Origin of the sequence: Nostoc mirabile CHAB5784 (genome assembly GCF_020829645.1) — a bacterium.
GTDB lineage: Bacteria > Cyanobacteriota > Cyanobacteriia > Cyanobacteriales > Nostocaceae > Nostoc > Nostoc mirabile.
The window spans coordinates 42,448-62,780 of sequence record NZ_JAIVFS010000036.1 but is presented as its reverse complement, the minus strand read 5'-3'; the positions used below and the strand labels follow the sequence as shown (position 1 = coordinate 62,780).

The window sequence follows — 20,333 nt, the reverse complement described above, 5'->3', positions numbered from 1 at the left end:
AGCATCACGCTCATCTTTGCGGATCTAGTTGTCATTGACGGTAGGGTGATGAAAGCAAATTAATTCTTTAATAAAAAATATATTGAAGGAAGCATTAATGCAATTACAACAAACACCAGTCTTGGAAGAAACTCTTTGGCAAGCAGTTCTGAATCGAGATCCCACAATTGACGGCAAGTTTTTCTACGGTGTTCACTCTACAGGCATTTATTGCCGACCTATTTGCCCTAGTCGCAAACCGAACCGCAATCAAGTTTGTTTCTTCCAGTCGGCACAAGAGGCTGAAATTGCAGGTTTTCGACCTTGTAAGCGCTGTCAGCCACAATTTGAAACAGTTCCAAATACAGCTAAATCCAAAGTTTTAGCAGCATGTCGATACATTGAAGCACAAGGCGATCGCATCCCAACCCTCTCAGAATTATGCTCTCAAGTGGGAATGAGTCCCAGTTATCTGCAAAAGGTATTCAAGCAAATAATTGGCGTATCGCCTTTTCAATATGCAGATGCGCTGCGTAGCCAACGATTGAAGCAGCGTCTTCAGTCAGGCGAGGAAATTGCTCATGCAGTTTACGACACGGGATATGGTTCAAGTAGCCAACTGTATGAGAAAGCACCTAAACAACTGGGAATGACACCAAAGACTTACCAACAAGCTGGAAAGACAATGAGTATTGTTTATGCAATCGCTCCATGTCTACTAGGATATTTGCTTGTGGCAACAACAGAGAAGGGTATCTGTGCCGTTAAACTAGGTGATGAAGCAGACAAGCTTGAACATATCTTGAACCAAGAATTTCACCAAGCGGACATCGTGCGTGATGACCACACACACAAAGAATGGATACAAGCAATCCTTGGCTTTATTGCGGGAGGCGAGGCACATCTCAATTTGCCACTTGATGTCCGTGGAACAGCATTTCAACAACAGGTATGGCAAGCATTACAAAAAATTCCCTATGGCCAAACGCGCACCTATACTGATATCGCCCATGCTGTTGGCAAGCCGCACGCAGTTCGTGCAGTGGGAAATGCTTGTGGAGCTAATCCAACAGCGCTAATTGTACCGTGTCACCGTGTACTACGAAGTGATGGCAGTCTGGGTGGTTATCACTGGGGAATTGAGCGCAAACAAAAACTGCTTATACAAGAGTCAGAGCGCTGCGCGCAGGACTGGGGAATAGGAAGTTCTAAACTCGAAGTTTTGAGTTCTGAAGCTCAAGTTTCGAGTTCTGAAGTCGAAGTTTTGAGTTCTGAAGCTCAAGTTTCGAGTTCTGAAGTCGAAGTTTGGAGTTCTGAAGCTCAAGTTTCGAGTTCTGAAGTCGAAGTTTGGAGTTCTGAAGCTCAAGTTTGGAGTTCTGAAGCTCAAGTTTCGAGTTCTGAAGTCGAAGTTCCGAGTTCTGAAGCTCAAGTTCCGAGTTCTGAGGTCGAAGTTCCGAGTTCTGAAGTCGAAGTTCCGAGTTCTGAAGTCGAAATAATAATCTTTCCTCCCCAGTCCTTTTGTTGATCGCAATTTATTAAAGATGACATTAGAAGAAACAAGCGCACAAGCATTTAAACTTGAATCGCTAACTCAAGAAAGTCTGACCCGTGGTTTGATGGTGCTTGCCAATCTTGACAGCGATTTGGCTCGTATTTTAGAGACACTGGGGCCTCCACCTATGTGGCAAAGAGAAGTTGGTTTTGCAACACTTCTGTGCATAATTCTGGAACAGCAAGTTTCTTTAGCGGCTGCAAGGGCTATATTTACACGTCTATGTGGGGTTGTTGTAACGCTAACGCCAGAAAATTTTCTGACGTTGGATGATGTTCAATTAAAAGCGATTGGATTTAGTCGGCAAAAAATTCTTTATTGTCGTGGGTTAGCAGATGCAATTGTCAGTGGTCAGCTTGACCTAACCAACTTGGAGAAAATGGACGACACTGCTATCAGAACTGAGTTAAAGCGTCTCAAAGGTATAGGAGACTGGACAGTTGATATTTATTTGCTCATGGCGCTGCAACGTCCTGATGTCTTTCCTAAAGGCGATTTAGCGATCGCGATCGCTTTCCAAAAACTCAAAAACTTGGCGACGCGTCCAACACCAGTACAACTAGAAGCAATGACACAGCACTGGCGACCGTGGCGAGCCATTGCTGCAAGACTTCTATGGCACTACTACTTGAGTAATGCCAATAGTAAGTCGGTTACAGTTTCCCAATGAATACCTTCTTGGCCGGCCCAGTCATGTAAACCCGTTGGTCTACTTCTGACCATTCAATTTGTAAGGGGCCACCTGGTAATTCTACAGTGGCGGCGCGATCGCATTTCCCAGTTAACACTCCAGCTACTAAAGAAGCACAAGCACCAGTCCCGCAAGCTAATGTAATCCCAGCACCCCGCTCCCATACCCGCATTTTCAAATAGTCACGACGCACCACTTGAATAAATTCGGTATTTATGCGTTGCGGAAAAACTGGATGATGCTCAAATTTTGGGCCGATACTTTCTAGCTCAATTGCTGCGACATCTTCCACAAAGGTAATGCAGTGGGGATTTCCCATATTTACACAGGTGACTTCCCAAGTTTGCCCCGCCACCTCTAACGGCTGAGAAATTACTTTTTCTTTATCGGGTGCAAGATTAGTCGGAATTTCGCTAGCGAGTAATCTGGGTAAACCCATGTCTACTTTAACTAGACCATTAGATATGAGTTGGGGAGTCATCACACCACCCAAAGTATGAATGCGATATGAGTCTTGATTCCGGGATTCGCCTTCTAAATCAGCCAGAAAGCCAGCTAAACAGCGAATGCCATTGCCACACATTTCTGGTTCTGAACCATCAGAATTAAAAATCCGCATGGTGTAGTCCGTGCCATTTTCTCCAGGTAGGGCAAAAATTACACCATCAGCACCGATGCCAAAGTGGCGATCGCACAACTTGATGGCTTGCTCTGGAGTCACTACAGGCAAAGATGACGAGCGATTGTCAATCAGAATAAAGTCGTTGCCTAGACCATGATACTTAGTAAATTCGATTGCCATTTCTTCAAGGATGAATTATCAAGGATTAGTTACTCTTTATTTTGCCTTGTAGGTTCATCTTTACTAAAAATGCTTACCGAATTTGACACCACTTTGCCTAGTATTAGACAAGTCCAAAACCTGATTAAACAAACAACGCCAGTAGAGTTAAAGCTGCTGACTCAGGATGTACTCACAGGAAAGGTTGTATGGCAAGATCCACAGTGTATCTGTATTGCGGATGAAAACAGTCAGCAAATCACCGTTTGGAAACAAGCGATCGCATACATCAAGCCGAAAACAAGTTAGGAGATGAAAATTGCCTTTTATAGCAGTTCTCATTTGCATGAAGTAAATTTTTAAACCTCACCCCCAACCCCTCTTTGATGCTTTGGAGAGGGGAGTGTTTGCACCCATCAAATACGGGGTGAGGTTTAGACTGTATTGCACCATTCGTGAGAACTGCTATATTGCTGGGTAGCGCTAATACCGCTCTCAGCAATCTACCTCCATCCCCACCTGTTAAATTACTATCAAGGGCAATGCTAGGGCTGCGATCGCTTTAACGGCGAGTGTTTTACAAGAAGAGACAGCGATCGTTCTTTCAGCCGGGTGTGATAACTTTCTACGTAAAAATTTTGTAATTTATAGCATTTTATACACTGGCAATCATCTAGATGTCAAATATATTTGCTGAAAATAATTCTTCAAATTTTGAATATACAGAAGAAAATTCTTTAACATCTGATAAGCTAATTTATATGTCTCAAGAAGAGATTAATCAATTCTATGAGGCTGCTTTAGAAGCAAATACTAATCTTGCTATAGGATTAATTAGAATAATTTCTAAAACAGAATTTTTAAAAGTTATTTTTCACAAAAATTGTCCATATATTTAAAATTTAGCAATTAATTGATTTAGTTGAATATTTGATTTAGCAAGGAGTAAAAAATATCAAATATTCTATGTTTAAACTTCTCAGATATGTTAGCATTTTTCTCATTATCACCTGTTTGCTATTTGCTTGTCATGCTTGGGCACCGACCGAATTAAAACGCCCTCCCTTGAAAGTGGAATTTACATCTTTTGTTGGCGAGTATCCAGGCATCATTGCTCAAGAAAAAGGGTTCTTCAAGGCTCAAGGGGTAGATGTGGAACTAATTTATAAACAATACGCCCAATTGGAACAAGCAAATTTCAGTGCGGGTAAGTATGACGGTATTATATCATCTTTGGGAAGTTTTATAATCTTGAGTGCCACAAATCCAGATATACAAGGCGTGATCGTTATAGATGAATCAACAGGAGCAGATGTAGTAGTCGCCCAACCACAAATTAAAACCATCGCTGACTTGAAATGGAAAAAGCTGGGTGCAAATCTAGGCGGTTTTAGCGAAGTTTTCGTGACTGAAATGTTGAAAACTGCTAACTTAACCAGCGATGATGTGAACTTGGTTAAATTAGAGGCTTCAGAAATTCCTCAACGCCTGAAAAATAATACTCTTCAAGCCGGACACACTTGGGAACCCCATCTTTCTGAAGCTATGAAATTAGGGGGACATATCCTATTTACCAGCAAAAAAACCCCTGGCTTGATTTTAGATTTGATTATCTTTCGCAATGATACAATCCGCGATCGCCCCGAAGACATTCGTGCATTTGTGCGAGGATGGCTGCAAGCCGCGACTTACTGGAAAGCAAATGTTCAGGAAGGAAACGCTATCATCAGCAAAGCGTTAAAAATTCCTAGCAATACAATCTCTCTGGAGGGAGTAAACCTAACTGATTTAGGTGAAAATCAAAAATTCTTTCAATCTAGCAACCCTAACTCTATCTACAAAACTGCCAAGATATATGCAGACTTTTTTATTCGCTCTGGAAACATGAATCGGATTCCTGAGCTAAAAAGTTTGTTCAATTCTTCCTTCTTGAACCCTCCTTCCTAGTTTAAATCCATGCAGCACTATCTTTTGGGCAGCATCCGTACAAAGTTGATCGCCTCGTTTCTCGTTGTTGCTTTGGTTCCGTTGCTGTTATTGGCATTTATCAACAAACAGACAACTGAAAAAGCACTAACTGACAACGCGAAACAAGCCCTATCTGCGGCGGCTAACGAAACTGCTAACAGAATAGATGCGTTTATTGATGGAAATCTCAATGCCGTGCGTGTAGAGGCGATTTTACCAGGTTTGGCACGCTACCTCAGCCTAACTCCAAAACAGCGAGATGACAGCCCCGAAAAGCAATTGGCGACAGAAACATTAATCCGTCTTAGTCGCAAAGATATGCTCAATGTTCTCTCATACTCTTTGCTCGACTTAAACGGGAAAAATGTATTGGATACAAATACAGCGAACATTGGCAAAGATGAATCAGTTCAAGATTATTTTAAAAACCCGCTAGAAACTGGGTTTTCCTTTGTTTCTAGTATGAAGCGATCGCCAACAATTCCTGACCTTGTTACCCTCTTTTTTAGCAGTCCGGTTCGTAATGCCAAGGGAGATATATTAGGTGTATTGCGTGTTTCATACAATGCTACTGTTGTCCAGCAGTTAGTAACTCGACAAACTGAACGGGCTGGGGCAAAATCATTTGCTATTCTTTTAGATGAAAATAATATTTATTTAGCACATAGCACTGCATCAGAACTGCTTTTTAAATCAATTGTGCCTCTGCCTGACGATGTTGTAAATCAACTGCAACGGGAAGGGCGTTTGTCTAATTATCCTGTCAAAGAATTAGCAACTAATGAGTCAAAACTTAAGCAAGCATTGGATAATAAACAATCCTATTTAATTGCATCTTTGTCAGCAATAAATAATCAAGTTAATCTGATTGCGATCGCTCGTTTAAAATATAAACCTTGGTCTGTGTTATTTGCACAGCCTCTTGCTGTTGCCCTAGCACCTGTAGAAAAGCAAACTCGTCACGCAATATTTCTATTTGCATTTATCGCTGGAGTCGTGACAATCATCGCTTTTACCATTGGGCAACTGCTAACAAAGCCAATAATTTCTCTTACCAATATAGTTTTCCAGTTTACCACAGGTAACTTAGATATCCGCGCCAAAATTAGCTCAAAAGACGAAATAGGTCAACTGGCAAAATCGTTTAACAACATGGCACTTCAGTTACAAACATCTTTTGAAACTTTGGAACAAGGGGTACAGGAGAGAACAGCAGAGTTAGTAATTGCTAAACAAAAAGCAGAAGATGCAAATCAGAAACTAGAAAAACTGGTAAATCTAGATGGTTTGACTCAGGTGGCTAACCGTCGCTGCTTCGATGGACAACTGCAAGCAGAATGGAAACGCCTTGCACGAGAGCAACAACCCCTGTCACTGATTTTATTAGATGTTGATAAATTCAAATCTTACAATGACTACTATGGTCATCTTGGAGGCGATGATTGTCTAATCAGAATAGCGCAAACAGTGCAACAGACAGTTTATCGTCCTACTGATCTCGTGGCGCGTTACGGTGGAGAAGAATTTTCGGTACTCCTCCCCAATACTGACTTAGCGGGATCAATCAAAGTAGCACAAAATATTCAACAAGCAATCCACGCTCAGGCCATCCCCCATGCACGGTCTGATGTCAAGGATATCGTTACCCTTAGTTTGGGTATTACTTGTGTCATACCCACTTACGACATCAAGCCAGATAGACTCATCGCTTTAGCCGATAAAGCACTGTACAATGCTAAGGAAAAGGGGCGCGATCGCTATTGTACTCATTAGATATATAGCATTGGTGTCAACTTAAGCCTAGAAATAGTTTAACTGAAGGCTTGACTCACCCGCCTAGAACTAAAGTTCTGAAGCAATACAGTTCAGTTAGCGCCAAAAACCATAAACTGCGTAGGTTGGGTGGAGGAACGAAACCCAACATTTTCGCGGGTTTGTTGGGTAACACTTAAGTTCCACCCAACCTACGATTATCCTTAACCCAAGCGTATTGTCTACTGAAGTAGACTAAAGATTTTTAAGTATATTTAGTAATCTTTAGATTACTTTTGCTATTAGCAAGGAACTTCAGTTCCTTGCGAGACATAGCTTTTACGTTAAGTTGACACCAATGGATATATAGGTGTAGATATAGCGCAACAGTCTTAAAACTTAATCAGTCACACTATCGGCAGGCAGAAACTCTTTGAGCGCTTCTGCTGAGGCAGCTTTCACCACTGGAATAGAAAGGGGTACTAAAGTGGCGATCGCAAATAACTGTTGTAGTTGACTTAAACCTGTCAAACCCCCACATAATAATACTTGGTCGCCAACTCGCAAGTCCATACCGCCATCAGGATAGCGGATAAACTTGCCATCGCGCCGGATCGCCTGTACTTGTACTCCATATTGCTTGCCGATATCTAAATCTGCAAGGGTTTTACCTAACGTTGGCGTATCTGCATTCACTGTAACCCACTGACAAGCACTATTTTCTCCGGGAACAGCAGCTTGTCCTTTAGCGAATTCTGCCAAAGCCGCCAGTTCTTCATCTGCTCCTACTACCAACAGGCGATCGCCTTTTTCCAATTTGGTTTGATTATTGGGATAATCGATTTCATCGCCGTTAGCGCGGCGAATTGCCATCAAACTCGCTCCTGTTAAGTAGCGCATATCTGCTTCTTCTATGCTCATGCCAATTAAGGGCGAAGCAGATGGTAGAGGATACCAGCGCTGATTTAGATCGCGAGTTGCTTGGCGCAAATCACGAGCAACTTCAATAGCAGAACGCTCTGGGCGAAAATCTAAATAATGATCGTTGCGGATTTGCTGCATTTCCCGTTGGACGATATCTGGCGACAACAAGCCTAAGCTAGTTAATAAATGAGTTGCCATTTCTAAGCTGGCTTCAAACTCTGGTTGCACAACTTCTTTCGCTCCCAATTGATACAGCACTTCAATATTTTTATCCTGGGTAGCACGGACAACCAAATCTAATTCTGGGCGCAATTCCAAAGCGCGTTTCAAGCAAAGACGGGTACTCATGGGGTCTGGAAGTGCGATCGCCATTCCTTTGGCATGATTCACCCCGGCGGTTTCTAGAACATGTAAACTCACGCAATTGCCATAAACATAAGACACCCCAGCCTCACGCAACTGCTGAATTCTACTCTCTGATTGGTCGATTACTACCACAGGTATGTCGTGTTGCAGCAACAACTTCACTAAATTTTTGCCGACTCGCCCATAACCACAGACTACCAGATGGTCTTTGAAAGGCAAATCTTCCGACACATCCCGCGCCTCTTCTTCTTCTAAATACGGTTTCAACCAAGGCATTGATTCGGCAAAGTTAAATAAAAATGGCACTAACCGCAGGACAAAGGGAGTAAGCATGAGAGTGACTGCGGTGGTTCCCAAAATTAATAAGTATATTTGTCGGGAGACTAACCCCAAAGTTTGCCCTTCACTAGCGAGAACAAAGGAAAATTCCCCAATTTGTGCCAGTCCCAAACCGACGATTATCGCTGTTTTCAAAGGGTAGCCAAACAGCTTTACTAGGGGCGTGATAATCAAAAATTTACCTACAAAAACTAGTGCTACCAACCCCAAAATCAATTCTAAGTTGTTCCACAAAAACACTGGGTCAATTAACATGCCAATGGCGGCAAAAAATAAACTGGCAAAGATATCTCGCAGTGGTTCGACATAAGTCAAGGTTTGATCGGCGTACTCCACCTCAGAAATCATCAAACCGGCGACAAATGCCCCCATCTCAATTGACAGCCCCAAATGCTCTGTCAACAGAGCAATGCCCAAGCATAGAGCTACAACCCCTAATAAAAATAGTTCTCGGCTTTCGGTACGGGCTAACAGTCGTAACAAAGGCGGTATCAGCCAAATCCCCGCAGCTATTGCACCAGCAGCGAATAAAGCAATCCACAACAGCGCTGTCAGCACAGCGATGCCAATAGTTTCTGCGGGTTGGTTAAGGGCTGGTAAGACTGCTAACATCAGTCCCAGTGCCAAGTCCTGTACTACCAAAATCCCTAGCATCACTTGCCCGTGAGGCGTTTCTGTTTCATTGCGCTCCATCAAGCATTTGAGGACAACTGCTGTGGAAGACAAGGATAGAATACACCCCAAAAACATCCCCTTAGCAGGTAAGGCTCCCCAGGCTCCGGTTAACCCGCATACCACAACTGTTACTAAAATTGTCAGAGCAATCTGGAGTCCACCTCCGCCAAGAGCGATCGCTTTTACTTTCTTAAGTTCCCCAAAGGAAAATTCCACACCCAAGGCGAATAACAAAAAGGCAACGCCGAACTGTGCCAGAGTCTCTACTTGAATAACTTCTTTAATTAATCCCAGTCCGGCTGGGCCAACGATCATCCCGCCAATGAGATACCCTAGCAGCACGGGTTGTCGCAAAAGTGCCGCCAACAGTCCACCGCAGGCGGCAACGCCTAAAACTAAAACTAAATCAACAATTAGCCTAAAATCTTCTTGCACCAGTTTTAAAAGAACTATTAATTAAGACCTATTAATTCAGCATACAAAGTTTTACGATCTCAAGCAGCTTGTTTGGTGAAGAGGCGACAGAATTTGCATATTGGGCATTGAGGATGGGGGCAAGTGAAGTTTTGGCGTTGCTGAATCAAGGGATGATTCTTGTAGGGTGGGCGTCTCGCCCGCCCTGAAATACAAGGGACGGGCAAGATGCCCATCCCACAAAACTAGCAAAATCATCCCGCAAATATGCAACGCCGAAGTTTTTATGGTTGTTCACGAGTATTAAAGGTGGATGAACGAGTATTTAAGACTCATATAGGAATCATATTTGATTTCTGAAAAAATCTCGGTAGTCTTGTAATGGACTGTCTAGGCTTTAATGATTGCAAAAAAATTGTAGGTTGGGTGGAGGCTAAGCCATTGCCAACATCCTGATATATGTTGGGTTGCGCTCCGCTCCACCCAACCTACGTCTAATGCACTATTTTGCGTAGACAGTCCACTACGTGCATTTCAAAAATCAAATACTAGTCCTATATTATGTCCGCTTGATTACTTATTAAACCCGAAGAACCCCTCCCCGCAAGCGGGGAGGGGAGACAAAGCACAGCTTTGGCGGGGTGGGGTTCTTTTATTATGGGTAATTTGGCGGACATGATATCATTCACGAGGTATCAAAGGTGGATGAACGAGTATCAAAGACTCATTAATGAGTATCAAAGGTGGATGAACGAGTATCAAAGACTCATTAATGAGTATCAAAGGTGGATGAACGAGTATCAAAGACTCATTAATGAGTATCAAAGGTGGATGAACGAGTATCAAAGACTCATTAATGAGTCAATACGGTTCGGTTAAGATCCCCCCGCCTACGGCGACCCCCTTAAAAAGGGGGTAAAAGAGGGTTAGAAGCTCCCCTTTTTAAGGGGGGTTGGGGGGATCTTCAAAATATTCAAACGTTAATCGAACCGTATTGATTAATGAGTATCAAAGGTGGATGAACGAGTATCAAAGACTCATTAATGAGTATCCCTGCCCTATGCCCGATGTCCTATGCTCATTAAATTTTAGGCGAACCAAGTGCCCCCAGTAGCAGTAGTGACCACGGCACTTTAATATCGGGTATGAGCCATGAGTACTTTCTCAGTACAGGTAATGCAGCCGGCAGCACAAAACGCAGAGAACGTAGCGACGCGGGGCAATCGCCATTTTCATCTACAATTCCATATTGCTTGGCTAGTTCGGCAACAATCTGTACACGTCCTGTACGGCGCATGACATTTGGCTCACCAGCAAGTGCAGCGATGTGGCTACACCAATTCGTAATTCGTAGTTCGTAATTCGTAATTAAGAAAGTCTTACTTAGTCTGCGTTTTAGGGTTTGTATCTGTTTCATTGTTTTCGTGAAATGGTATTACCAACGCCACTTTACCCTCAAGGTGTTTCATAATCGCTTTTCTCTTTGGTTAACCAATTCTGTGGGTTTAAGTCCCCTGCTTCAAAAAGTAGCAAGTTTTGTGGCGGGGTCTAAATCACCGTTGCAAAACTGAATTACGAATTACGAACTTGTACTGAGCGTAGCCGAAGTATTACGAATTACGAATTACGAATTACGAATTACGAATTATTTTAACGGTATAGCCAAACGCGCAATAGTGAAAGCAGTTGTTCAGTATCTACGGGTTTGGTAATGTAGTCTGATGCGCCTGCTTCAATACACTTCTCACGATCGCCTTGCATGGCTTTAGCGGTCAGGGCAATAATCGGCAAAGATTTAAATTGCTCGTTTTGGCGGATTAAGCGTGTTGTTTCGTAACCATCCATTTCTGGCATCATTACGTCCATTAAAACGACATCAACATCTGGTGTAGTTTCCAACAAGGTAATTCCCTCGCTGCCGTTTTCAGCATATAAAACCTGTATTTGATAACGCTCCAGCATACTTGTCAGCGCAAAGATATTACGCATATCGTCGTCTACAATTAGCGCTTTTTTGCCAGCGAGTAAGTAGTCTATGGAATGCAGTTGTTCAAGTATTTGTCGCTTGGGTGCTGGTAAATTTGCTTGGACTCGGTGTAAAAATAATGCTGTTTCATCGAGGAGACGTTCGGGCGATCGCACATCTTTAATGATGATTGTTTCGGCAATTCGTCTGAGTTCCGTTTCTTGAGCTTTGCTAATTTCTCTACCTGTGTAGACAATGATTGGTAAAGTTTTGCCGTGAGGTAGAAGCTTTATCTGCTCGATCAGTTCAAACCCGGTCATGTCGGGTAGCCCTAAATCGAGAACGAGGCAATCAAAATGCTGTGAGCGAATAGCTTCTAAAGCTGCTGCACCAGTGTCCACAGCAGTGGTAGAAACATCGCTGTTGCCAATCAACTCAACAATACTCAGCCGTTGAGTGTCGTCGTCTTCGACTACTAACAAATTTTTCACCTGGCGCTCAACAAAACCTTTAATTTTGGCCAACGCCTCGGATATTGTCTCGCTGGTTAAGGGCTTTTGCAGATATGCGATCGCTCCTAGTTGCAAACCGCGCTGTCTCCCTTCCTCAACGCTCATGATATGTACAGGAATGTGACGCGTATTTGGGTCATGCTTCAGACGATCTAATACAGTCCAACCATCCATTTCTGGCAACCTGATATCTAGCAAAATGGCTGAAGGCAGGAATTGCTGCGCTAGCATCAAACCTGTACTGCCTGTTTGAGCAGTGATCACCTTGAATCCGTGCTGTTGAGCCATATCTAGCAGGATACGCGCAAAATTAACGTCATCCTCAACAATTAGTAACACGCGATCGCCTCTTTCAATAGTAGTGCGATCGTCATTTAGGAGTGGGTAATGGGTAGAGACACGATTAATCGCGTCTGTACTGAATGGTTTTAATGTAGACTCAGGACTCGGAACTCGTGACTCTGGACTCAATTGTGGGAAGTAGAATGTAAAGGTGCTACCTTGACCGGGTTGACTGATTAGTTTAATTTCGCCGCCAAAGAGACGGGCGATTTCGCGGCTAATTGATAAGCCCAATCCAGTACCGCCGTATCTGCGACTGGTAGAGCCATCGGCTTGCTGAAATGCCTCGAAAATCACTTTCTGCTTGTCGGGCGCAATGCCAATACCTGTATCGCTGACTGAGAAGGCGATGACATTTTGGGCGCGATTTAAAGTTACTTGGTCGTTGCTCCACCCTTGCTTCGCCACCGCAATCTGTAAGCGTACTTCCCCTTTTTCTGTAAATTTAAAAGCATTGGAGAGGAGATTTTTTAACACTTGTTGTAAGCGTTTGACATCTGTATAGATGGTTGTGGGCAATTCGGGAGTCAATTCAATTGTGAAAGCAAGTCCTTTGCTTTGAGCGATTTGTCGGAAGGTGCGCTCAATCTGTTCGCCCAATTCTGTCAATGGCATTTGGGTCATGTCAATCGACATAGTTCCAGATTCAATTTTGGCGAGATCCAGAATGTCATTGATTAACGCCAACAAATCATTACCTGCTGAGTAAATTGTTTGGCTGTATTCGACTTGCTTGGCACTGAGGTTGTGATCAATGTTATCTGACAACAACTTCGCTAAAATCAACAAGCTGTTTAGCGGTGTCCGCAGTTCATGGGACATGTTGGCGAGAAACTCTGATTTGTATTTTGAAGAAAGGGCGAGTTGTTCAGCCTTATCTTCTAAAGAGAGTCTTGCTTGTTCAATTTCTCGATTTTTGCGCTCGACTTCTTGCTTTTGCATCGCCAACAACTCTGCTTTTTCTTCTAACTCAGCGTTGGTTTGTTGCAACTCCTCTTGTTGTCCTTTGAGTAAATCTTCCGAGGTTTTGAGTGATTGGGCTTGTTGTTCTAAACGCTTGTTGGTTTCCCGGAGTTCATCTTGCTGGGTTTGGAGTTCTTCAGCCAAAGATTGCGACTGCTTGAGTAATTCTTCAGTTCGCATGGATGCTGCGATCGTGTTGAGGACGATCGCTATACTTTCGGTAAGTTGGTCGAAGAAGGTCAGATGAATTTCGCTAAACCGACGGAATGAAGCTAATTCTATGACTGCTGTCACCTGGCCTTCAAAAAGTACAGGTAACACCACGGCATTAAGTGGAGTTGCTTCTCCTAAACCAGAGGCAATTCTGACATAATCACTTGGTACGTCGGTTAACAGTATTCGCTCTTTTTCTAAAGCGCATTGTCCCACCAAACCTTCACCCAAGTAGAAACGGTTAGCCAAATGTCTGCGTTCGCGGTAAGCGTAGCTACTAATTAATTTCAAATATGGTATATTTTCCCCAGACTCCATCAGGAAGAATACACCGTGTTGCGCTCCTACCAAGGGTGCTAGTTCTGAGAGAATTAGTTTAGATACGGTTTCTAAGTCTCGCTGCCCTTGGAGCATTCGGGTAAACTTGGCTAGGTTAGTTTTCAACCAATCTTGTTCGGTGTTTTTCTGCGTTGTCTCCCGCAGATTAGCAATCATCTGGTTGATGTTGTCTTTGAGTATCGCTACTTCCCCTAGTGCTTCGACAGCAATTGAACGAGTTAAATCACCTTTAGTTACAGCTGTGGCAACTTCTGCGATCGCTCTTAACTGAGTTGTCAGTGTAGCAGCAAGTTCATTTACATTATCTGTCAAATCTTTCCAAGTTCCAGCCGCGCCAGGGACTCTAGCTTGTCCGCCCAACTTCCCTTCGATTCCCACTTCCCGCGCTACTGTAGTTACCTGATTGGCAAATGTCGCTAGAGTATCAATCATCTCGTTGATTGTCTCTGCCAAGGTTTCAATTTCTCCCTTAGCATCTAACATCAGTTTCCGTTTCAAGTCTCCGTTAGCAACCGCCGTTACAACTCTGGCGATACCACGCACTTGCGCCGTTAAGTTCCCCGCCATCGAGTTAACGTTATCTGTTAAATCTTTCCAAGTCCCTGCAACACCTTGGACTTGCGCTTGTCCGCCTAACTTCCCTTCAGTTCCCACTTCCCGCGCCACCCGCGTTACTTCTGATGCAAAGGAACTGAGTTGATCCACCATTGTGTTGGTGGTGTTCTTCAAGTCTAAAATTTCGCCTCTGGCATCGACGGTAATTTTCTTAGAAAGGTCGCCATTCGCTACCGCTTTTGTCACTTCCGCGATGTTGCGAACTTGTCCGGTGAGGTTCCCCGCCATTGAGTTAACGTTATCTGTTAAATCTTTCCAAGTCCCAGCAACTCCTCTGACGTAAGCTTGTACACCAAGTTTACCTTCCGTTCCCACTTCACGGGCAACTCTTGTAACTTCTGATGCAAAAGAATTTAGCTGATCCACCATTGTATTAATGGTGTTTTTAAGTTCCTGAATTTCACCTTTCACATCGACGGTGATTTTCTTGGATAAGTCGCCATTTGCGACGGCTGTGGTAACTTCGGCAATGTTTCGCACCTGTGCTGTTAAACTTCCCGCCATGAAGTTTACACTGTCAGTTAAATCTTTCCAAGTTCCGGCTACACCTTTAACTTCTGCTTGTACACCCAGCTTCCCTTCAGTTCCCACCTCACGGGCAACTCGCGTTACTTCCGATGCAAAGGAATTGAGTTGATCCACCATTGTGTTAACGGTGTTTTTCAACTCTAAAATTTCACCTTTGACATCAACGGAGATTTTCTTAGATAAGTCGCCATTAGCTACGGCGGTGGTGACTGCGGCAATATTCCGCACCTGTGCCGTTAAACTTCCCGCCATGAAGTTCACGCTGTCGGTTAAGTCTTTCCAAGTGCCAGCTACGCCGCGCACATCTGCTTGTACGCCTAGTTTCCCTTCGCTTCCCACTTCCCGCGCCACCCGCGTTACTTCACTTGCAAATGAATTAAGTTGATCCACCATTATATTGATGGTATTCTTGAGTTCCAGAATTTCGCCTTTGACAGCAACAGTAATTTTTTTGGATAAGTCACCATTGGCGATCGCAGTTGTCACTTCGGCAATGTTCCGCACCTGTGCCGTCAAGCTTCCCGCCATGAAGTTCACGCTGTCAGTTAAATCTTTCCAAGTCCCAGCAACGTCTTTCACTTCTGCTTGTACACCCAATTTACCTTCAGTTCCCACCTCACGCGCAACTCGCGTCACTTCACTTGCAAAGGAACTGAGTTGATCCACCATTGTATTGATGGTATTTTTCAACTCCAGAATTTCACCTTTGACATCAACGGTAATTTTCTTAGATAAGTCGCCTGTTGCAACCGCCGTAGTTACTTCGGCAATATTCCGCACCTGCGCCGTTAAGCTTCCCGCCATGAAGTTCACGCTGTCGGTTAAGTCTTTCCAAGTGCCAGCCACGCCGCGCACTTCTGCTTGCACACCCAACTTCCCTTCACTTCCCACCTCACGGGCAACCCGCGTCACTTCACTAGCAAAGGAATTGAGTTGATCCACCATTGTGTTAATGGTGTTTTTGAGTTCCAGAATTTCACCTTTGACATCGACGGTGATTTTCTTGGATAAGTCGCCTGTTGCAACCGCCGTAGTCACTTCGGCAATATTCCGCACCTGTGCCGTTAAACTTCCTGCCATGAAGTTTACGCTATCGGTTAAATCTTTCCAAGTGCCAGCCACGCCGCGCACATCGGCTTGCACACCCAGTTTACCTTCACTGCCCACTTCACGAGCAACCCTTGTAACTTCACTTGCAAAGGAACTGAGTTGATCCACCATTATATTGATGGTATTCTTGAGTTCAAAAATTTCACCTCTGACATCGACGGTGATTTTTTTAGATAGATCACCATTTGCGATCGCAGTCGCAACTTCGGCAATATTTCGCACCTGTCCGGTGAGATTACCCGCCATTAAGTTAACGTTATCAGTTAAATCTTTCCAAGTCCCCGCTACTCCCCGGACTTCTGCTTGTACGCCTAACTTACCTTCAGTTCCCACCTCCCGCGCAACTCTTGTGACTTCCGATGCAAAGGAATTAAGCTGATCCACCATTGTGTTGATGGTGTTTTTTAACTCCAGAATTTCACCTTTTACATCAACAGTGATTTTCTTGGATAAATCGCCATTTGCAACCGCCGTTGTCACTTCCGCAATATTCCGCACTTGTGCCGTCAAGCTTCCCGCCATAAAGTTTACGCTGTCGGTAAGGTCTTTCCACGTACCCGCTACCCCGCGAACTTCTGCTTGACCACCTAATTTTCCTTCAGCACCCACCTCACGCGCAACTCTTGTTACTTCCGATGCAAAGGAATTAAGTTGATCCACCATGATGTTGACGGTGTTTTTCAACTCTAAAATTTCGCCTTTGACATCCACAGTGATTTTTTTCGATAAGTCGCCATTCGCTACCGCCGTTGTTACTTCCGCAATGTTACGGACTTGGGCTGTCAAATTCCCTGCCATCAAATTAACGTTGTCGGTTAAATCTTTCCAAGTACCTGCCACTCCTTTAACTTCTGCTTGTACGCCCAACTTCCCTTCAGTTCCCACCTCACGCGCAACTCGCGTTACTTCCGATGCAAAAGAATTAAGCTGATCCACCATCGTGTTGACGGTGTTTTTCAACTCCAGAATTTCGCCTTTGACATCGACAGTAATTTTTTTGGATAAGTCACCGTTAGCGATCGCAGTGGCAACTTCGGCAATGTTGCGAACTTGTCCGGTGAGATTACCCGCCATCAAGTTAACGTTATCAGTCAAATCCTTCCAAGTGCCAGCAACACCTTGCACTTCGGCTTGAACGCCCAACTTACCTTCGGTTCCCACCTCACGGGCAACTCTTGTTACTTCCGATGCAAAGGAACCAAGCCGATCCACCATCGTGTTGACGATATTAGCAGTTTGGAGAAACTCACCTTGGAGGGGTCTGCCATCAATTTCTGTTGCGATCGTTTGCGATAAGTCACCATTAGCGACTGACCGAATTACCCGAGTAGTTTCAGCTGTTGGTTGAACTAAATCTGTAATTAGACTATTGACAGAAGTAACACAATCTGACCAGGAACCACGAACATCTCCGAGAGAGGCGCGATCGGCAATTTTGCCTTCTTTGCCGACAACGTTACCAATCCGTTGTAGTTCTGCCGCCATCCGCTCATTTTGATCAATAATATCATTAAGCGTATCAGCTATCTTCCCAGCTACACCAGTATGGTCTATAGGCATCCGAGCCGAGAAGTCACCCTGTTTAACAGCATTCAGCGTTCTTAGTAGCTGATTTAAATCTAGATTATCGCTGTCTCTAGTTAACTGTTCGGTTGCCATAGCCTTATCCTTAATCTTGATTCTTGAGGAATTTTTTGTATTTTTTGCAGCCCGTACCTAGTGAGATAACTTTTAGGTAATGCGGATCAAAATAGAGAGTAGGGAATAGAAAGTGGATCAAACTAATTTTATATGGGTGCGAGTGTAAGCAGTTGATAAAGACTGCTAACTAAATGGTATTGCCGTCGATGTATCTGGCATACCACTTAGCTAATCATAGCTAGTTGAACTCTGTTATGCAGCATCAATTGTCGGCGATGCCTAACTTGGGCGAGTAAGCGATCGCACGGTAGAACACACGATGAGAATTAAGATTACGTTTTATGATTTTTGGAATTTGAGGGAAGCAGCAAATCAAGAAATCCTAACTGAGAACTGAAGGTTTGCTAAAGTCAAAAGTATCCTGCACCTCCAAGGATTGGCAAATGGTTAGAGAGTACTCAGCCCAGAGACATCTGCCTCCGCTTGAAAGTGGCGATCGCCTAACTCGCCCTGAATTTGAACGGCGTTATGCGGCTGCACCCCATATCAAGAAAGCAGAACTGATTGAAGGAATCGTTTACATCGCATCTCCTGTAAGACATGAGCAGCATGGCAAACCCCACAGTCGGGTGATAACTTGGTTAGGAGTCTACCAATCATTAACTCCTGGCGTTGATTTAAGCGTTGAACCAACCGTCAGACTAGATTTAGACAATGAACCCCAGCCAGATGTAGTGCTGTTTATTGAACCAGACGCAGGCGGACAAACCCGTTTAAGCAGCGACGGTTACATTGAAGGATCTCCCGAATTGATTGTTGAAATTGCAGCGAGTAGTGCCGCTATTGATAGAGGCAGCAAAAAGCAGGTTTATCGCCGTAATGGGGTATTGGAGTACGTAATCTGGCAATCTTACGAGAATCAAATTGAATGGTTTTGCCTAATTGATGGCGACTATCAATTGCTATCTCCCGGTGCAGATGGAATTATTCGCTCTCAGGTGTTTCCGGGTTTGTGGTTAGCGGTGGAGGCGCTGTTAAAGAATCAGATGGTGCGAGTGTTGGAGGTTGTGCAAGCAGGGTTGAAGTCACCGGAACATAATGCGTTTGTGCAGCAGTTGAAGAAATAAGAATAGGAGGGCACATCTAGTGCAATAAGGCAATTGGTATTTTAAAAACATAACTCAATTTTTCTATTGCACTATTTTAGCTGTGCCATACCACTACAACACTAGGGTGGGGAAATATCCAAATCTTTGCAAATCTTAATAGCTAGAATATCAATAATCTCAGCATGTCTTGGAACTGCCGAGGTTCTGTTGTTTGATGGATTGTAATAAATCGTATGCCTTCCAATACGGTTCGGATAAGATCCCCCCGCCTGTGGCGACCCCCTTAAAAAGGGGGTAATAAGAATGAAAAGCCCCCCTTCTTAAGGGGGGTTGGGGGGATTTTCGACGAATAAACACGTTAACCGAACTGTATTGGTATGCCTTCCACCCTCTCGAAGAAACAAACAGCCGTTCTTTTCCAAATGGCGAATCAATTCACGTCTTTTCACTATAATTTGACATTAATCTGTTCACGGAGGACATCTTTACCGGAGAGTTGTTGCTCTGCGAGTTCCCGATTTGATATTAGAATTAACTCTATCGCTTCCCGTAGACTTTCTCTAGCTTCTTCCAGAGTTCTCTCTTGGACATTTGCACCAGGTAACTCTTGAACGTAGCCGATATACCAATCATCTAACTGTTCATATACAGCAGTAAAAGAGTTTTCCATACCCAACCCCAAATACCTCAATTAAAGTTTATAACTATATTAGCTTTTGCATTCCAGCCACAACAATTTCTGCCAGGTTATCTGATAAAGTTAGAAGCGGCTTTTGGAGTCCCCATTCTTTAACTTTACTTGCTGAAAGAGCGCCATGAGCCGTTGCATTCCGCAGTGCTTTTGCGAGTCTTACAGCTTCAACCCAGTTAGAAACAGGTTGAGATTTCACTATCCAATTTTCGATGATTTCTTGATCTCCATTTCCAAGACTGAGAAAATCTGCAAGTGCGCTCTTTCCTTTAATTGATGGATTTTTATTAAGCCATCTCTCAAGATTGACTCTTGTTGAATCGGGTGGATTTAATGGATTATAATTGTTTGGTAAATCACATTTAACCGTGAAATCTTTAATATTTTCTGTCTTTAGACCTCCATCACCTTTTTTCAATAGCAATGTTTTTGTAATTGTTTCAAATCCACCCCAGGTCATCACAAGTCGCCACTGAATACCACGTGCTTTATGTGTATCATTGGGTTTGTCAACTAAGCTATGGCCAACAGCCGGCTCCTGCCATTCTAAGCCAGATTTAATCAGATAAAATCCTTTTGATAAGCCTTGGATAACATCATAGATATGGTCTGAGTTGTCTGAATGATTCTGGTTGAAGTGTGAGAGCTTCTGGTGTATATGCTTGCACTTGGCTGGATCATTTATGCAAGATTCATAGGAACCAAGAAATTGCCATAGTTCGCGCGAGACATCTTCAAGACGTGTAGATATGTTCAGAGAATTTTGGAGAACCATCATTATGAATAATATTTGTTTGGTGGCATACAAAAATATAGACAGAAACAGCCAATTTTTAGGGATGTATTCTGCATATAAATTGGTT

13 protein-coding genes and 1 pseudogene are annotated in these 20,333 nt (G+C 43.6%); 8 read left to right on the top strand and 6 right to left on the bottom strand.

Features of this window, described 5'->3' with window-relative positions; all coding sequences use genetic code 11:
* Positions 1 to 97 precede the first annotated feature (97 nt).
* Complete coding sequence (gene ada / locus LC653_RS22080) at positions 98 to 1,504, top strand: bifunctional DNA-binding transcriptional regulator/O6-methylguanine-DNA methyltransferase Ada (protein ID WP_229496913.1); 1,407 nt, start codon at positions 98 to 100, stop codon at positions 1,502 to 1,504.
* A 16-nt stretch (positions 1,505 to 1,520) separates the two neighbouring features.
* Positions 1,521 to 2,201: a DNA-3-methyladenine glycosylase family protein gene (locus LC653_RS22075; RefSeq protein WP_229496912.1), complete on the top strand. Its 681-nt coding sequence runs from the start codon at positions 1,521 to 1,523 to the stop codon at positions 2,199 to 2,201.
* Here LC653_RS22075 and dapF read toward each other — a convergent pair.
* Positions 2,185 to 3,024 carry a diaminopimelate epimerase gene (dapF, locus tag LC653_RS22070; protein WP_229496911.1) on the bottom strand — a complete coding sequence of 280 codons (840 nt, stop codon included), beginning with the start codon at positions 3,022 to 3,024 and terminating at the stop codon, positions 2,185 to 2,187. The two genes, LC653_RS22075 and dapF, sit on opposite strands and share 17 nt — an antisense overlap.
* Positions 3,025 to 3,093: 69 nt before the next feature.
* Between dapF and LC653_RS22065 the strand changes: the two genes are divergently transcribed.
* The 4 genes from LC653_RS22065 (at position 3,094) to LC653_RS22050 (ending at position 6,744) form a co-directional block, all read left to right on the top strand.
* Positions 3,094 to 3,312 carry an Hfq-related RNA-binding protein gene (locus LC653_RS22065; protein WP_229496910.1) on the top strand — a complete coding sequence of 73 codons (219 nt, stop codon included), beginning with the start codon at positions 3,094 to 3,096 and terminating at the stop codon, positions 3,310 to 3,312.
* Positions 3,313 to 3,680: 368 nt separating this feature from the next.
* Positions 3,681 to 3,902 carry a hypothetical protein gene (locus tag LC653_RS22060; RefSeq protein WP_229496909.1) on the top strand — a complete coding sequence of 74 codons (222 nt, stop codon included), beginning with the start codon at positions 3,681 to 3,683 and terminating at the stop codon, positions 3,900 to 3,902.
* Between the two features lie 67 nt (positions 3,903 to 3,969).
* Positions 3,970 to 4,950, top strand: coding sequence for an ABC transporter substrate-binding protein (locus LC653_RS22055; RefSeq protein WP_229496908.1), 981 nt, complete (start codon positions 3,970 to 3,972; stop codon positions 4,948 to 4,950).
* Between the two features lie 9 nt (positions 4,951 to 4,959).
* Positions 4,960 to 6,744, top strand: coding sequence for a diguanylate cyclase domain-containing protein (locus tag LC653_RS22050; RefSeq protein ID WP_229496907.1), 1,785 nt, complete (start codon positions 4,960 to 4,962; stop codon positions 6,742 to 6,744).
* Positions 6,745 to 7,122: 378 nt separating this feature from the next.
* On the opposite strand, the gene LC653_RS22045 is transcribed toward LC653_RS22050, so the two are convergent.
* Positions 7,123 to 9,462 (bottom strand): monovalent cation:proton antiporter family protein, encoded by a 2,340-nt coding sequence (locus tag LC653_RS22045; protein ID WP_229496906.1) that lies wholly within the window; start codon positions 9,460 to 9,462, stop codon positions 7,123 to 7,125.
* A 636-nt stretch (positions 9,463 to 10,098) separates the two neighbouring features.
* Here LC653_RS22045 and LC653_RS22040 point away from each other — a divergent pair.
* Entirely contained in the window at positions 10,099 to 10,320 is a 222-nt protein-coding gene (locus LC653_RS22040) for a hypothetical protein (protein WP_229496905.1), read from the top strand.
* A 202-nt stretch (positions 10,321 to 10,522) separates the two neighbouring features.
* Here the strand turns inward: LC653_RS22040 and LC653_RS22035 are convergent.
* Together LC653_RS22035 and LC653_RS22030 are read right to left on the bottom strand one after the other, a co-directional pair.
* Positions 10,523 to 10,768: pseudogene (locus tag LC653_RS22035) on the bottom strand (SDR family NAD(P)-dependent oxidoreductase); the annotation flags it as partial.
* 323 nt (positions 10,769 to 11,091) lie between these two features.
* Positions 11,092 to 17,688, bottom strand: a complete 6,597-nt coding sequence (locus LC653_RS22030; RefSeq protein WP_229496904.1) for a HAMP domain-containing protein — start codon at positions 17,686 to 17,688, stop codon at positions 11,092 to 11,094.
* 425 nt (positions 17,689 to 18,113) lie between these two features.
* Between LC653_RS22030 and LC653_RS22025 the strand changes: the two genes are divergently transcribed.
* Positions 18,114 to 18,797 (top strand): Uma2 family endonuclease, encoded by a 684-nt coding sequence (locus LC653_RS22025; protein ID WP_229496903.1) that lies wholly within the window; start codon positions 18,114 to 18,116, stop codon positions 18,795 to 18,797.
* Positions 18,798 to 19,227: 430 nt separating this feature from the next.
* On the opposite strand, the gene LC653_RS22020 is transcribed toward LC653_RS22025, so the two are convergent.
* On the bottom strand, positions 19,228 to 19,449 hold the full coding sequence (locus LC653_RS22020; protein ID WP_229496902.1) for a type II toxin-antitoxin system HicB family antitoxin: 222 nt from the start codon (positions 19,447 to 19,449) through the stop codon (positions 19,228 to 19,230).
* A 34-nt stretch (positions 19,450 to 19,483) separates the two neighbouring features.
* Entirely contained in the window at positions 19,484 to 20,248 is a 765-nt protein-coding gene (locus tag LC653_RS22015; protein ID WP_229496901.1) for a hypothetical protein, read from the bottom strand.
* Positions 20,249 to 20,333 lie beyond the last annotated feature (85 nt).